General features: G+C 69.5%; 9 protein-coding genes, 1 pseudogene and 1 riboswitch. Of the genes and pseudogenes, 2 read left to right on the top strand and 8 right to left on the bottom strand.

Going from position 1 to position 12,761, the window contains the following annotated elements:
- Positions 1-51: 51 nt before the first annotated feature.
- On the top strand, positions 52-3,801 hold the full coding sequence (locus BS83_RS01760) for a family 78 glycoside hydrolase catalytic domain (RefSeq protein WP_198035093.1): 3,750 nt from the start codon (positions 52-54) through the stop codon (positions 3,799-3,801).
- A 164-nt stretch (positions 3,802-3,965) separates the two neighbouring features.
- Here the strand turns inward: BS83_RS01760 and BS83_RS01765 are convergent, their stop codons facing one another.
- Both BS83_RS01765 and BS83_RS01770 read right to left on the bottom strand, forming a co-directional pair.
- Positions 3,966-5,495 (bottom strand): APC family permease, encoded by a 1,530-nt coding sequence (locus BS83_RS01765; protein WP_051942403.1) that lies wholly within the window; start codon positions 5,493-5,495, stop codon positions 3,966-3,968.
- A 720-nt stretch (positions 5,496-6,215) separates the two neighbouring features.
- Positions 6,216-6,542: a hypothetical protein gene (locus BS83_RS01770; RefSeq protein WP_037599874.1), complete on the bottom strand. Its 327-nt coding sequence runs from the start codon at positions 6,540-6,542 to the stop codon at positions 6,216-6,218.
- Between the two features lie 492 nt (positions 6,543-7,034).
- Between BS83_RS01770 and BS83_RS48710 the strand changes: the two are divergent.
- Positions 7,035-7,221, top strand: a pseudogene (locus BS83_RS48710) (zinc ribbon domain-containing protein); the annotation flags it as partial.
- A gap of 83 nt (positions 7,222-7,304) precedes the next feature.
- Here BS83_RS48710 and BS83_RS01775 read toward each other — a convergent pair.
- The 6 genes from BS83_RS01775 to BS83_RS01800 form a co-directional block, all read right to left on the bottom strand.
- Complete coding sequence (locus BS83_RS01775; protein WP_198035094.1) at positions 7,305-8,246, bottom strand: NAD-dependent epimerase/dehydratase family protein; 942 nt, start codon at positions 8,244-8,246, stop codon at positions 7,305-7,307.
- A gap of 74 nt (positions 8,247-8,320) precedes the next feature.
- Positions 8,321-9,232, bottom strand: a complete 912-nt coding sequence (locus tag BS83_RS01780) for an SIR2 family NAD-dependent protein deacylase (protein ID WP_232247988.1) — start codon at positions 9,230-9,232, stop codon at positions 8,321-8,323.
- Positions 9,229-10,164, bottom strand: coding sequence for a protein-ADP-ribose hydrolase (locus tag BS83_RS01785; protein ID WP_037599879.1), 936 nt, complete (start codon positions 10,162-10,164; stop codon positions 9,229-9,231). Before BS83_RS01785 ends, BS83_RS01780 begins: the two co-directional genes overlap by 4 nt.
- Before the next feature lie 130 nt (positions 10,165-10,294).
- Positions 10,295-11,050 carry a nuclear transport factor 2 family protein gene (locus tag BS83_RS01790; protein ID WP_037599881.1) on the bottom strand — a complete coding sequence of 252 codons (756 nt, stop codon included), beginning with the start codon at positions 11,048-11,050 and terminating at the stop codon, positions 10,295-10,297.
- 213 nt (positions 11,051-11,263) lie between these two features.
- Positions 11,264-11,779, bottom strand: coding sequence for a hypothetical protein (locus tag BS83_RS41215; RefSeq protein ID WP_051942404.1), 516 nt, complete (start codon positions 11,777-11,779; stop codon positions 11,264-11,266).
- A complete protein-coding gene (locus BS83_RS01800) occupies positions 11,779-12,231 on the bottom strand; it encodes an Ohr family peroxiredoxin (RefSeq protein ID WP_063774067.1) in 453 nt (150 codons plus the stop codon). The genes BS83_RS41215 and BS83_RS01800 overlap by 1 nt, the downstream gene beginning before the upstream one ends.
- Positions 12,232-12,305: 74 nt before the next feature.
- Positions 12,306-12,368, bottom strand: a riboswitch (guanidine-III (ykkC-III) riboswitch).
- Between the last annotated feature and the right edge of the window lie 393 nt (positions 12,369-12,761).

Consider the following 12,761-nt stretch of genomic DNA (forward strand, 5'->3'; position numbering starts at 1 on the left):
CACCCCACCCGTGGCCCCGCGCCCAAGCAGTCCGAGACAAGGAGTACGGCGTTGAGTAGGGAATCGACACACCCCGCAGACCCCGCTGAGCCCGCTGCGGAGCACCCCCGGCTCAGCAGGCGGCGCTTCCTGAGCACCAGCTCCGGCGTTGCCGCCGGCCTCGTCGCCGCCGGGGTGCTGTCCAGCCCGCTCACCGCCGCGGCAGCCGCCCGCGCCGCGGCCGCGACTCCTGTCGACCTGTCGAACGCCCACTGGATCTGGTACCCCGAAGGCAACCCCAGCGTCAGCGCACCTGCCGCCTACCGGTACTTCCGCAGGACGTTCAACGTCCCCGCAGGCAGCCTGAGTGACGCTCAACTGGTCGTCACCGGTGACGACACCGTTGATGTCTGGTTGAACGGCCGCCACCTGGCCGCGTCCGCACGTGTCGCGGACTCGTGGAGGAACTCTCTTTACGTCGACCTGCGCCCCGCGATCCTCGCCGGGAACAACACGGTTGCAATCGCGGCCAAGAATTCGGGCGGCCCAGCCGGACTGCTGGGACACGCGCACATCACGGCAGGCGGAGGCACGACCGACCTGACCACCGACGGCAACTGGCGTTCCGCGCAGACCGCTCCCACGGGATGGGAACAACCCGCCTTCGACGACTCCGGCTGGTCGGCCGCCATGGACCTCGGCGCCTACGGAGTCGCCCCCTGGTACTCCAATGTCGCCGCCCCGGACCTCACGGCCACCTCGCCGCTCACCGTCACCGCGCTGACCGTCGAGCACCAGACCACCCCGCTCGGCATCGACGCGGCGCAGCCGCGCTTCGGCTGGGTGCTGGGCTCCTCAGCGCCACAGCAGCACCAGGCGGTGTACCAGATCCAGGTCTCCTCGACCAGCGCAGGCGCGGGTGACGTCTGGGATAGCGGCCAGGTCTCCTCCGCGCAGCAGATCGACATCGCCTACGGCGGCCCCGCACTGGCCAGCCTCGTGCGCTACTACTGGCGGGTTCGCGTCTGGGACACGCACGGCCTGGCCGGCGCCTGGAGCGACCCGCAGTGGTTCGAGACCGGGCTGCTCAACCCGGCCGGCGAATGGCACGGAGCCTTCATCGGCCAGGCCGCACCCCCGAACTTCGCCGGAGCCAGCTGGATCTGGTACCCGGAGGGAAACCCCGCCTCGTCCGCGCCGGCCGCCACCCGCTACTTCCGTCGCACCCTCACCCTCGCCACGGCCCCCGCGAGCGCGGTGCTGGCCATCACCGCTGATGACACTGTCGACGTCTGGGTCAACGGCGCCCTGGTCAGCTCCTCACCCCGGGTCGCCAACTCCTGGCAAGCCGCCGCCCTGGTCGACCTCGCCGCCCACCTGACCGCCGGCGCCAACACCATCGCAGTGGCCTGCACCAACACCAGCGTGTCCCCGGCAGGCCTGCTCGCCAAGCTCCTGCTGCCAGGCGGCCAGGTGCTCAACAGCGACACCTCCTGGAAGGCCTCGCAGTCCGGGCCGGCAGGCTGGAACAACCCGGGCTTCGACGACAGCGGCTGGCCCGCCGCCATGAACGTCGCCACCGCCGGGTCCGGCCCCTGGGGCGTCCAGGTGCACGTGGTCACCCCGGCCCCTTTGCTGCGCAAGAACTTCACCGTCTCCAAGCCCGTGGCAGCCGCACGGCTGCTGACCACCGCCCTGGGGCTGCACGAGACCCATCTCAACGGCGCCAAGGTCGGCTCTGACGTCCTGGCGCCCGGCTGGACGGACTACAACAAGCGCCTGCAGTACAAGGTCTTCGACGTCACCGCCCAGATCCAGCAGGGCGCCAACGCGCTCGCGGCCTGGCTCGGAAACGGCTGGTACAGCGGCAGCGTCGGCATCGCGGGCAGCCAGAAGTACGGTACGCAACCGTGGTACTCGGCACAGTTGCAGCTCACCTTCACCGACGGCTCGACCCAGACCATAGCCACCGACAGCAGCTGGAAGACCGCGACCGGAGCGATCAGGGCCGACGACCTTTACAACGGCGAGACCTACGACGCGCGCCTGGACATCCACGGCTGGGACAGTGCCGGGTTCGACGACAGCGCCTGGGCTGCCGTCAACGTCGCCCCGGTCTCCTTGCCGAAACTGGTCTCGCAAGTGGACGGCGGCGTCACCGTCCAGCAGCAGTTCACCCCCACGGCCATCACACAGCCACAACCGGGCGTGTGGATCCTGGACCTCGGCCAGAACTTCGCCGGGCGGAACCAGCTCACCGTGACCGGCCCGGCCGGCACCACGGTCACCATGCGGCACGGCGAAGTCCTCAACCCCGACGGCACGCTCTACACCACGAACCTGCGAGCCGCCCAGGCAACCGACCGATTCGTCCTCGCAGGCACCGGCTCCGCCGAGACCTACGAGCCGCGGTTCACCATCCACGGCTACCGCTACGTCGAACTTACCGGACTGCCAACTGGATTCACCCCCACCACCAGCACCCTCATCGGCCGGGCCACCTGGACCAGCGCCGCCCAACTGGGCACGTTCACCACCTCGAACACACTGGTCAACCAGATCCAGCACAACATCACGTGGGGACAGCGCAGCAACATGCTCTCCATCCCCACCGACTGTCCCCAGCGCGACGAGCGCCTGGGGTGGACGGGGGACATCGCCGCGTTCAGCGCCACCTCCACCTTCAACCTCGACTCCCACCGCGTCCTGGCGAAGTTCGTCGACGACCTCGTCGACGACCAGCAGTCGAACGGCGCCTTCACCGACGTGGCACCCGCCGTGCTCAGCGGCTCCGGCACCGCCGGCTGGGGCGACGCGGGCGTCATCATCCCCCACAACCTCTGGCAGCGCTTCGGCGACGTGCGCATCATCGACCAGCACTTCCCGGCCATGTCCGCCTGGGTCGACTACCTGCACAACACCGCGGGCAGCAACCTCATCCGCAACCAGACCACGTACGGCGACTGGCTCAACGTCAGCGACGACACGCCCCACGACCTCATCTGCACCGCCTACTTCGGTTGGGCCGCACGCCTGGTGTCACGGATGGCCGCAGCCACCGGCCGCACGGCGCAGGCCGCCTCCTACGGCCAACTGGCCGATCAGGTGGCGGCCGCCTTCGCCGGCAGGTACATCGGATCGGACGGCTCCGTCGGCAACAACACCCAGACCGGCTACGTGCTCGCCCTCGCCTTCGGGCTGGTCCCCACGGCCCTGGTCCAACGCGCCGCCGACAAGCTCGCCGCCAAGGTCGCCGCCACCAACGGGCACCTGACGGTGGGATTCCTCGGCGTGGAGAACCTCCTGCCGGTCCTGGCCGGCAACGGACACGCGGACGTCGCCTACCAGATCCTGCTGCAGACCGACTACCCGGGCTGGGGCTACATGATCAGCCGCGGTGCCACCACCATGTGGGAGCGGTGGGACGGCATCCGTACCGACGGCTCCTTCCAGGACCCGGGCATGAATTCTTTCAACCACTACGGCCTCGGATCGGTCGGCGACTTCCTCTACCGGCACGTCGCCGGAATCGGACCTTCCGCACCCGGCTACCAGACCCTGCTCATCGCCCCGCAAACCGGCGGCGGACTGACCTCGGCCACCGGCACCTACCAGACCCCGTACGGCACGGCCACAAGCAGCTGGTCCGTCGCCGGCGGCCAGCTGACACTGCAGGTCACCGTCCCCGTCAACGTGACCGCGACCGTGATCGTGCCGACCTCCCAGCCGGGTTCGGTCAACGCCCCGGCCCAGGCCGTTCCAGCGAGTTCCGGCACCTACTACCTTCCGCCGGGCAGCTACACCCTCACCGCCGTCGCCTGACCAGCCCCCGGGACATGGGCTGCGCGCTACCCGGACACGTGCAGCCCTCGCCGGTCCGCTCACCCGCACAGTGAGCGGACCGGCCCCACTTCCGGCCGTCCCGCAGAGCTACCGAACGTGCGGGCTGCGCACGCCCGCGCGGGATCGCAGGCCGACTGGATCGGTCACCGGCGTGCCACGCTCCCCGCCCGACCTGACGGCTGCGCTTCCTCGTCCCGCGTGGCCGCGCCGACCGGGACGTCGGGGTGGCGGAACCAGGAGCCCTGGACCGCCCACTGGATGAGCATCAGCACCAGGCCCAGCGCGATCGCGCCGACGCCGATCACGGTCACGCCGCCGGTCTCGCCGAAGAACGGCAGGTTGACGGTGGTGTTGCCGTAGCTCGGGTCGGCGTAGACGTCGAAGGCGGCGTAGCAGAAGAAGTAGAGCAGCATCAGGCCGCCGAGCAGCGGCAGGAGGCCCTTGAACACGAAGTCCTTGACGCTGCGGGTGAGCACTTTCCTGAAGTACCAGAAGCAGGCGAAGCCGGTGAGCCCGTAGTAGAAGGCGATGCCCAGGCCGACCGATGAGACCGAGTCGGTGAGCACGTTGGTGCTGATCCGGGTCAGCAGCACGTAGAAGGCGATCGAGATGCCGCCCATCGCCACCGTGGACCAGGTCGGCGTCTGGAAGCGCGGGTGCACCCGGCCGAAGTGCGAGGGGATGGCCTTGTGCAGGGCCATCGAGAAGCTGGTGCGTGCGGTCGGCAGGATCGTGGTCTGGGTGGAAGCCGCCGCCGAGGTCAGCACCATGAAAATCAGCAGCTTGGAGAGGAACCACCCGAAGCCGGTGCTTCCGAAGACCGCGTTGCCGAGGCCGGAGAGCACGTCGCCGGAGTTGTCGGGGTTGGCCAGCCCGATGCCCTTCTCGCCGACGCCTGCGAAGCTCTGCGCCGAGGTGGAGACCAGGGCGTAGATCAGCAGCAGCAGGACGGTGGAGATCACCGCCGCGCGGCCCGGGGTTCTGGTCTTGTCGGCGGTCTCCTCGTTGACGGAGACGGCGGTGTCCCAGCCCCAGTAGATGAAGACGGCCGAGAGGATGCCGGCCGTCAGCGCGCTCGCGGAGGCCACGTGGAACGGGTTGAACCAGGCGAGCTGGACGTGGATCGCCGTCGCGGGCGCGTTGCTGCCGTAGGCCTTGACCAGTGCGGTGATCGAGAAGACCGCCAGCATCGCGACCTCCAGGCAGAGCAGCACGCGCTGCAGCGCCGCGGAGATCTCGATGCCGATGTAGCAGATGAACGTCATCACCGCGATCCACACGACGCCGGCGACGGTCGTCCACAGCGTGCTGGCCGCCAGCCCGGGATGACCGATGAGCTGGAAACCGTAGGAGCCGGCGATCTGGGCCAGGTTCGCCATCACGATGATGTCGGCGATGATGATGCCCCAGCCGCCCATCCACCCGGTGCGCGGGCCGAAAGCGCGGGCCGCCCAGGTGAAGGTGGTGCCGCAGTCGGGGTCGACCGCGTTCATCTCCTTGTAGGCGTAGGCGATCAACAGCATCGGGATGAACGCCAGAATGGTGATGATCGGCGCCTGGAGGCCCACTCCCACGACGATCAGGCCGAGTGTCGCCGCCAGGCTGTAGGCGGGCGCGGTGGAGGCGAGACCGATGGCGACGGAGGAGAAGAGGCCGAGCGCGTTGCCCTTCAGCCCCTTCTCTCCGGAGCCTGATCCCGGGGCCTCGCCAGCGGCGGCGAGGTCCGCGGCGCCGGATTGGGCGTCGGGGGTCTGATGCGCCGACCAGAGCCTGCCGCTGCGTCAGGGCCGGACGGGGCACCGGAAGATGAGGCGGAATCGTTCATGGAGCCCTCCAGAGCAAACCGCCCCCCGCAGGCCTGTTTGCTCATGCTGCCGGCCCGGAGGCAGCGTCTCTTGCCCGAACAGACGCCTGTGCGTACACAAAACCGTTTCCTGGATCAGCAGCCGGTGGCAGCCACGAGTACTCGGCCAGGACCACGACAGCCGCCCGCGCCCTCGGGTTGGGGGTGGCCGAGGCGGGCTGCGCTCATCAAGAAACCCCACGACCACGGAACCCCGGCGGGACAATCACCCGACACGAACCGGAGGCCCGCTCTTCGCTACGACGTCGGGAAGACCGTGAAACGCGAACCCACGCTCGAAGCCCACCTCGCCAAGATCACGTCGACAGCATAAAAATCAAGCGAGGAGCGGCGACCCCGCCTACCGGCAGCTGATCCGTTTGACGCTTCGCGGTTGGAGCGTGGTCGCCGGGGCGGGTTGAAGCTGGTGAGGAGCTCGGTGAGGAGGAGAGCGAGGTAGTCAGCCCGAGGGGGAAATTGCCGCCGGCGGCATCATGGTGATGCGGCGGGCGGCGCGCAGGCTTTGGGACTGTCCAGGCCGTGCAGACCCTCAGAGGTTCTGCGGGTAGACGTCGTCGATCTCGGTGGCGACCGGGCACTGGCCGAGCGAGGACCCGGGTCCGTAGGAGACCGTCCCGTTGATCCAGGTGATCCTGCCGGCGGGGTTCACGCATTCGACGCGCACGTCCCACGGGTTCGAGTTGGTGGCATCGCAGGTGGCGAAAACGCGGGCCTGGTAGTTCACGACGCCGAACTTGTACGTGCAGCTGGAGGGGATCACGTCGGCGTGAGCCGCCGGAGCGGCCGTCAGCATGATCCCGCCGGTGGTCAGCGCTGCCAGAAGGAACGCGCTGGAAGCCTTGCGAAAGCCGTGCATGGTGGACCTCCAAGTTCAACGACCGGTTAACGAAGTCAGATAAGGGCAGTCGCGACCACTGGCCAGCCCTTGCGTCTCGCTCGCACACCGGGCTGGCATGGCACTGGCGAGAGTAGCGGCTGCGTTTCGTCGTCGCTACGTTCGCGGCGGGGCATCGGGAGGACGGGGAGGCGTGATGGCTGCGGTGCGCTCGAATGGCGACGGCGGCCCTGCGGGAGTCGAGGACGCTGAACCCGCGGCCGCAGACGGTGGTCGACGAGGTGTTCATCTGCACCGCGTTCTGCCATCCGCTGGACCTGGTGGAAGCCAAGTACGAGATGGTACGTCGGTCGGGTGGACGGGGTGCCAGGGCGGCCGCCGCGTTCGGGTTCTGCGGCCAGACCTTCTATGTGATCGCTGCCGTGTTGGACGCGGGCGGGCCAGCCGCGCTGGTGCCGGGCAAGCCGGGGCCCATGGGTCCGCCCAAGCTGACCGAGCAGGTCATGGCCAGACGTTATCGCCGTGGACCCCCGCAACGCCTCCCGGACCTGCCCGGCATGCGGGCACGTCGCCAAGGAGAACCGGCCCACCCAGGAGAAGTTCCACTGTCAGTCCTGCGGCCACAGCGCGCGCGGACACGGTGGGAGCAATCAACGTTCTACGGGCCGGGCTTGCCTGTCGCGAAGCCGCACTGGCTTAACGAGAAGCCCCGGCGTTTACGCGAGGGAGGAGTCACTAGGGCGGGGAGGCAGTCAACAGCCGGGACGCGGCGCCAGGCGCGGATCAGCTGTGCCGGGCCAGGCCCGCCAGTCCGTCCTGGAACGTCGTCCTCGGCTGGTAGTCAAGTTCGCTCCGTGCGCGAGTGATGTCGAACTTGCGTGGGAGCGCCAGGAATTCGACCTCGAAGCGGGTCACTGGGGGACGGCCCGACAGGTGCAGTCCCCGCCACACGCCCTCTCCCACGCGGGCGACGGGGAAGGCCAGAGCCGACGGGAGGGAGCGGCTCGGCAATGGGGCCCCGAGCGCACCGAGGACCCCGGAGAGGAAGTCGCGCGCGGACATGGGCTCACCGTTGGTGATCAGGTACACGCCCCGCGGTTTCCCATGGGTCAGGGCCAGTGTGGTGGCGGCCACCGCGTTGTCGACATGGATGTGCTCGATGACGTGGCGTCCATGGTCGATGAGAGGCATCGTGCCGGCCCTGGCGCGGTCGGCCAGCTCGTGAAGGGGAGGCGAATCCGGTCCCCAGATGTACGTGGGGCGCAGGATGATCGTCTCGATGTCGCCCCGGTGGCCCAGGACTGCCTTCTCGGCCAGCAGCTTGGCCTGGCCGTAGAAGGAGCTGGCGGTTGCGGGGAGAGGGTAGGTCTCGTCGACGTCGATCAGGGGCTGGCCATGCTGCATGACCGACTCACTGCTGATGTGCACGAAGCGGCGCACTCCGTGCCGGTCGGCGGCATCGAGCAGGAGCCGGGTCCCCTCGACGATGATCGTCTCGAACCTTTGCCACGGTCCCCAGCGGTCGATGATGCTTGCGAGGTGGACCACGGCGTCGATCCCCTCGAGCCGGGACTCCCACGAGGAGATGTCCTCCAGCCGGCCAGCCACCGGCCGGGTGCCGGGCGGCGCCTGGTCCACGCTGCGCACCAGCACGGAGACGTCGTGTCCCGCGGATGTCAGCGAATCGACCAAGCGGCGACCCAGGAATCCCGAGGCGCCGGTCACGAACAACCTCATCGGTGAAGGCCTTCCAGACGTGGAGCCCGGTTCAGGGGCATCCTATGACGGTGTCGAGCGGTTCAGTACTGAGGGCTCGACGTGGGACAGGGGTCGGGCGTGGCGCGGCGGACCATGTCGATCATTTGCGCGGCGCTGCTGTGAACCGGAAGGGCGCGCGCCCCGAGGTCGGCCGGGACTTCGGGGTGGTCGGGGTTCACCCGGACGAATCGGGCCTTCGGGAAGCGGCGGGCAATGCCCTCGCCGGGATAGCGGATCACGCCGGGGGTGCTGAAGCCCGCGCCGAACTCGAGGACGAGCAGCCGGGCGTCCGTGGGCGTGGTGCGCAACCAGTCCTGCAGGCCGCGAAGGGCCGGGAGATAGGAGTCGTCGACGAACTCCGGGCCGATCCGGACGTTGATCTGCACGTCTGCGCCGCAGTGGGGACAGCGTGGGAGGGCGTCGGGGTCGGTGATGGTGCCGGTCGCCGGGTCGTAGGACGCGAGGAGGGCGTCCACCAGGGGCTTGCTGTCCCAGGTGGTGCGGGTGCAGGGGATGGAGCACTGGAAGCGGCCGTAGTCGCCCTGCGGCGTGAAGACCCGATCCGGATCGAAGCCGTTGCGGGCGAACAGCGCATCGACGTTGGAGGTCATCACCCAGTGGTCTGTCTTCCCGACAAGGCTGTGCAGCTGCTGGTAGAGCGGATTGGGGTGGGCGCTGAAGCGGATGTCGTCGATGTGGACGGCCCAGTAGCCCCACAGCAGCGCGGGCGGCAGCGGCATGCCCACGAGGTAACGCGAGCGCAGACCGAGCCGGTGCAGGGCGGGGAAGAGTTCCTTGAAGCGCGCGCTGTCGTCGTAGTCGTAGCCGGCGGCGGCGCTCAGCCCGGCTCCTGAGGTGATCAGCACACGGTCGGCCTCGTGGAGCCAGGTGCGGACCGTCTCGGCGATGTGCTCCGGGTCGGTCGGGGAGGGGGTGGCAACGGGGCGGCTCACGGGGCTGGGTCTCCTTCGCTCAGGGCGCGGACGTAGGCGGCGTGGTCGTCGTCGCCGTACACGTTGAACACGACACGGTCGAGACGGCCGGGATGTGTCTCCAGCCAGTCCGCGACTGTCTGCAGGGCCAGGCGCGCGGCGGCGGGCTTGGGATACCCGAACATGCCGGTGCTGATGGCGCAGAAGGCCACGGTGCGGATGGTGTCGATCTCCGCGGCCAGCTCCAGGCAGGCCCGGTAGCAGGCGGAGAGTTGTACTTCGTGGTCGGGCCCGGGAAGGCCGTTGACGATGGGTCCGACTGTGTGCAGGACATAGGCCGCGGGCAGGTGGTAACCGCGGGTGATCTTCGCGGTGCCGGTCGGCTCGTCATGGCCTTGCAGAGCCATGATGGTGTGGCAGTCCTCCCGCAGCGCGGGGCCGGCGGCGCTGTGGAGGGCGTTGTCGATGCACGGGTGTTCGGGGACGAAGCAGCCGAGCAGCGCCCGGTTGGCGGCGTTGACGACGGCGTCGGCGGCGAGCCCCGTGATGTCCCCCCGCCACAGCGCGGTCTGCCCGGCGGCCCGGTAGGGCGTTTCGGGGAACTGCGCGGCGATGGAGGGCAGTTTGACGGCTTTGGTGATCTGTCGGTGCTGCCGCTCACCGGTCAGCAGCGCGTCGAGGATCTCGACGGTCTGCGCGGGCAGCGGACCCGGTTCCCGGATCGTGAGGACGGCGCGCAGGAGCGGGAGGGCTCGCGCGGTGCCGCGCTCGTCCGCGTCTTCCGGGCGCAGGCCGGCTCGCGCGACGGCCGGATCCTGGGCGAGCAGGCGCAGCGCGCGGCGGGCGAGATCGGACGGCTCACCGGCCGCGGCGGGGGCGGCGGCGGGTCGGTACGGCTCGTCCAGAGAGACGGCGCTGCGGTAGGCCGCAAGCGGCAGCGCGCGGGTGTCCACGGGGTAGTACTCCTGATCGTGCGGGTTCCTGCCGGGCGGCCGGGCGTGCCCGGAAGAGGGGAACGACGCGCGCCGTGCCGTCGGTCGGTGCGGACGGCACGGCGGCGCGTGGGGTGCGGTTGTTCGCCTGTCAGAACAGACCGTTGCCGTGCGGCAGTTCGGCGGGGATCGGGGCGATGACGTCCCAGTGCTCGACGATCTTGCCGTCGGCGACCCGGAACAGGTCCCAATAGGCGACCGGGGTGCCGAACTCGCCCTCGGACTGCACCAGCACGAAGTCTCCCTCGGCGATCACCCGGTGGATGGTCTTGTACACGAGGTTCTTGTCCTGCTCGGCCCAGCGCGCGGCGGCGGCACCGAACCCGTCCAGGCCGTCGCCGGCCTCCGGGTTGTGCTGGTGGTAGGACTTGGTGGAGATGAAGTCGGTGAGCACGGAGTAATCGGCGCCGACCAGGACCTTCTGGGCGAACTCGGTGACCAGGGCCCGGTTGGCTTCGGTCTTTTCAGGTGCGGTGGCCAGGGCCGGGCCGTCGGTCTGGGTGCGTCCGCTGACGGTCTCCTCGACCAGCGGCGTCAGCGCGTCCCAGTGCTCGGCCAGCTTGCCGTCGGCGACCCGGAACAGGTCGAAGCCGACCAGCGGGGCCGGGCCGAAGCCGTGGTACGTGCCGTGCAGGGCCACCAGGTCGCCGTCGGCGATGACCCGGGCACCCTCGTAGCGGAACCCGTCCGGAAGCGAGGAGACCAGGGCGCGCAGCGCCTCGGGGCCGTCGGCGGCCAGCGAACTGTGCTGGACGTAGTCGGCGGCGACCCAGAGGTCCACGGCCGAGGGGTCCTTCTCTCCGAAGAGGGCCCCGGCAGCCTGGAGGACCAGGTCCTTGTTGTCCATGACATCTCCCGCTGTGCGATGACGCGGCGGACGAGCGTCCGCTTGCTCTCTCCATCGTCGGTGCCCGCCGCGAAGGCACAAGATCGCAACCGGAAAGATGATGGTCAGAAACGGACAAGGAGGTGGATCAGTCCAGCTCTGCCGCCGACACCGCGGGTCGTTCGGCCCGCGGCCGCGACCGCTTCGAAGGGGCCGCCTTCGAAGCGGTGGCCGTCAAGGCGGTGGCCCGATCTGATCCCGGACGACATCGGGGTCCCGGGTTTCAGGATCGGACCCGGGAGCCGTGGTCAACAGGTAGGTTCCGCTCCTGCCGTCGACATGGACGACATGCCGCCCCACCCGCACCACCTGACAGCCTTCGGCGCGCCAGGAGCCGGTCTCGCCCTCGCTGCCGGGCAGCGGCGTCCAGATCTCAAGGAAGGTGCTTCCGTCAAGGTTCGATCCGGTCTCGACCAGGTTCTCCCCGTCCCAGCACAGGCTGCCCACGTCGTCGCCCGGTTCACCCACCTCGTGGTGGAACCGGACCTGAGACCCGTCGAAGGATGTGGTCCCCGCGAAGCCGCGACTGTCCGCGTACACGTTTCCGACCTGCAGCCAGACGGCCTCGGCTTCCTCCAGCAGCTGACCGCCGTTGCGGCTGATCCCGAGCCGCCGCCAGGCGCCGCGCGCGGAGGGACCCACCACCACTGCGGCAGGGGAGCCGTCCGTTCCGGAGGGCAGCCGCGTCATCAGCCCTCGTCTCCGACCTCGTCCGCGTCGAGCGCCACGAGCGACAGCGGAATGTTGCCCCGTACCGCCTGGGAGTACGGGCAGGTGGCGTCGGCCTTGTGCAAAAACGGCAGCAGGTCGGCGGGCTTCCAACCAGGAACGGCCACCGAGAGCGTCACCGCCAGGCCGTAACCGGCAGACGTGGCAGTCGTGCCCAGCTCCACCTGGCAGGTGACCCGCGCGGTGGTGGCGTCCAAACTGCTGTCCCCGGCCACCTCGGCCAGCGCGGACCCGAAACACGCCGCGAATCCGGCGGCGAACAGCTGCTCCGGGTTGGTGGCCTCCGGAACCCTCTTGCGGGGCGGCGCCAAGCGTGCGGTCAGCCGCCCGTCATCGGTGACGACGGTGCCGCTGCGGCCCCCGAGGGCCTTCGCGGTGGCGGTGTACAAGGTCCTGGTCAGCTCAACGGTCACGTCGGTCTTCCTTTCACGAGACGCCGACCCGATCCACCACGGAGCGGGTCTGTCCAACGCCACGAGGGCGGCGCGGTGCGTCGTCGTGCATAACCGGGTACGGCGCGTCTCGTCCGGGGCCGACATCCGGCCACCGCTCACCCTACCCAATCTGATCCGGACAACGGCGACCGAAACGGCGCGTACGAGTACATGACAAGCGTGCGTTCACCAGCCGTTCGCCGGCCCGCCCCCGGTGCGCAGGGCAGGCGACCCCCGGCCACGAGACGATGCCGGACGCCCCCGTGAGTGACGGGTAGTTCGCAGAAGCAGGAGTCGCCACGGGATCCCTCCAAGGCGTGGGCAGGTCTGCGAAGCAGGCATCGGCCCGCTCGCGCCGGCCCGGGGTCGCGTCCCGGTTTCAGTGTGCGCGTTGCCCCTCCGGGGCCAAGGCCGGACACGCGGGAGTCAGTCGTGTGGCCGTAGGCCGCAGCCTTGTGAGTGAGGGACCTCGGATCCTCGCGCTATGGACGAGTGCGGCAGAAGGGCAC

It is taken from the genome of Streptacidiphilus rugosus AM-16 (assembly GCF_000744655.1).
GTDB lineage: Bacteria > Actinomycetota > Actinomycetes > Streptomycetales > Streptomycetaceae > Streptacidiphilus > Streptacidiphilus rugosus.